Origin of the sequence: Streptomyces sp. SM1 (assembly GCF_002910825.1) — a bacterium.
GTDB classification, from domain to species: Bacteria; Actinomycetota; Actinomycetes; order Streptomycetales; family Streptomycetaceae; genus Streptomyces; species Streptomyces okerensis.
Genome location: NZ_NEUB01000263.1, coordinates 1 through 2,642 on the forward strand (window position 1 = coordinate 1; position 2,642 = coordinate 2,642).

The 2,642-nt window shown below is 72.1% G+C and carries 3 protein-coding genes; all 3 read right to left on the reverse strand.

All coding sequences use genetic code 11. The features are described from left to right. A partial coding sequence (gene cseC, locus B9S61_RS06215) for a two-component system sensor histidine kinase CseC (RefSeq protein WP_103541287.1) occupies window positions 1-1,260 on the reverse strand: 1,260 nt, incomplete at its 3' end. 8 nt (window positions 1,261-1,268) lie between these two features. After that, window positions 1,269-1,967: a two-component system response regulator CseB gene (cseB, locus tag B9S61_RS06220; RefSeq protein ID WP_103541288.1), complete on the reverse strand. Its 699-nt coding sequence runs from the start codon at window positions 1,965-1,967 to the stop codon at window positions 1,269-1,271. A 167-nt stretch (window positions 1,968-2,134) separates the two neighbouring features. Further along, the coding region (locus B9S61_RS06225; protein WP_103541289.1) for a hypothetical protein at window positions 2,135-2,642 on the reverse strand (508 nt) is incomplete at its 5' end.

A 2,642-nucleotide genomic window follows, 5' to 3' on the forward strand; every position in this document is an offset into this window, starting at 1 on the left:
CTCACCGTCCGGCGCCCCCGCCGGCCGTACGTTGCGGAAGGTCAGCCGCGCGCCCAGTACCCGGGCCTGACCGGCCGCGATGGTCAGGCCCAGGCCGTGACCGCGGCCGGCCCGGTCCGCGCTGCCGGTGCGGAAGCGGCTCGGCCCCTCGGCGAGCAGTCCCTCGGGAAAGCCGGGCCCGTGGTCGCGGACCCGGATGACCCGGCCCTCGACGGTGACCTCGATGGGCGGCCTGCCGTGCCGGGCGGCGTTGGTGAGCAGGTTGAACAGCACCCGCTCCAGTCGCCGGGGATCGGTGGTGACCTCCGACTCGTGCACCACGCGCACGGTGACGTCCGGATCCTTCGCGGCGACCCGCCGGGTGACGAACTCACCGAGCAGGATGTCCTGCAGCTCCGCCCGCTCGGACGCGCTGTCCAGCCGGGCCACCTCCAGCACGTCCTCCACGAGGGTGCGCATCGCCTTCGCCCGGTCCAGCACCAGCTCCGTGGGCCGGCCGGGCGGCAGCAGCTCGGCCGCGGTCAGCAGACCCGTCACCGGTGTGCGCAGCTCGTGCGCGATGTCGGCGGTGACCCTGCGCTCGGCCTCCAGCCGCAGCCGCAGCGCGTCCGCCATGGCGTCCACCGCGCTGGCCAGGTCGTCGGTCTCGTCCCGCACCACCCCGCCGATGGCCTCCCGCACCCGGACGTCCGTCTCGCCCCTGGCGACCCGGTTGGCGGCACCGGCCGCCTTGCGCAGCCGCCGCGACAGACGCCCGCCCACGAGCACGCCGAGCGCGCTGCCGCCCAGTACGACCGCGATGGAACCGATCACCAGGGCCTGGTCGAGGTCCGTGAGGATGTCCGAACTGCGGTCGGTGAAACCGGAGTGCAGGGACAGCACATGCCCGTTCTTCAGCGGCACGGCCGCCCAGATGTCCGGCGCGCCGCTCCGGTCGGTCACATAGGTCGCCCGCCTCCCCGCCTCGACCTTCTCCCGCAGCTCCCCCGGCAGCCGCGGGTCGTCGATCTTGGTGTTGGGGAAGTTCAGCCGCCCGGAGAGCTCGTAGTTGCGCTGGGCGATCATGATCCGCTCGTCGGCCAGATCGCGCGCGTTGTCCAGCATCGAGACCCGCGCGGCGTTGTGCACCACCAGGCTCAGCACGAGCGCCACCAGCGCTCCGACCACCGCGATGGCCGCACTGAGCTTCCACCTCAGCCCCGCACCGATCCCCACCCGGTCGACGCGCGCCGTCACCAGGCGCCGGAAGTACCCCCGCATCCGCCCGCTCAGGCCTTCAGCTTGTAGCCGAAGCCGCGGACCGTCTCGATACGGTCCTGGCCGATCTTCGTACGAAGTCGCTGCACATGGACGTCGACGACCCGCGTGTCACCGCCCCAGCCGTACTCCCACACCCGCTCCAGCAGTTTGTCGCGGGAGAGCACGGTCCCCGGCGTCGCGGAGAACTCCAGCAGCAGCCGCATCTCGGTCGGTGTCAGCGCCACCGGCTGCCCGGCTCTGCGCACCTCCATGCCCTCCGTGTCGATGTCCAGCTCCCCGAAGGAGAGCATGCCCCCGTCGTCCGGGGACGCAGCCTCCCCCTTGCCGCCCTCCGCCCGACCGAAGCGGCGCAGCACCGCGCGGATCCGGGCCACCAGAACGGCACCGTCGAACGGCTTGGTCACGTAGTCGTCGGCGCCGGCCTCCAGCCCCAGCACCACATCGATGGCGTCGGCCCGCGCGGACAGCATGATCACCGGCACCATCGACTCGTCCCGGATGCGCCGGCACAGGCTGACCCCGTCCAGCCCCGGCACCATGACGTCGAGGAGCGCGATGTCCGGCCGGTCGGTCCGGAACGCCTCGAGGCCGGACAGCCCGTCGGGCATCGCGGTGACCGCGAAGCCGTCCCGCTCCAGGGCGAGCTGGGTGGCCTCGCGGATGACGTCGTCGTCCTCGACGAACAGGACGTGGGTCTGGTCTGCCATCCCGGTGCTCTCAGTCCTCGTGTGGTCCCGGGTCGGTTCGAACGGAGTCCACTCGGCCCGCCCGGGGTGTTTTTCTCGGCCCACCCCACGGACGCGTGAGCCGCGCGAAGGGTTCATCCCTTTCATCGGCCGGAGAGGCCCCGCCGGTTCGTTCCGTGAGCCATGTCTCAGCTGCCGGGCATCGGCGAGGGCACCGGGCCGGCCACCTGACCGTAGTCGTTGTGCGTGCGGTACTCCTCGCCGAACTTGCTCGACGCCCAGCGGTACGTGATCACGTTCTCGCCGGACGGACTCGACACCGGGTCGCCACGGTCGTACACCTGTTTGGTCACCACGAGGTCCCCGCGGTCGATCTCCGCGTACACCGGAGGCTCCTCGGCGGAGAACACGTTCACGTACGCGCCTCCCTGGCCGCGGTACACGTACGAGCCGACACCCACCGCGTCCCCGCAGGTCAGCACGTTGACGACGACATCGTCGACGGCTCCTCCGGTGAGGTTCCCGTAGCTCACGTCGATGGGGTACTCGTCGGCCACACACGGCTTGAGCTCCCGCTTGACCTGCGCCGAGACCGCCGGGTCCGCCTTGATCAGCCGGACCGCGTCCACCCGCTCCGGGGTCCGCGAGGGCGAGGCCACCGGCGCGGCCGCGCCGGCCACCGAGTCCGCGCGCGCC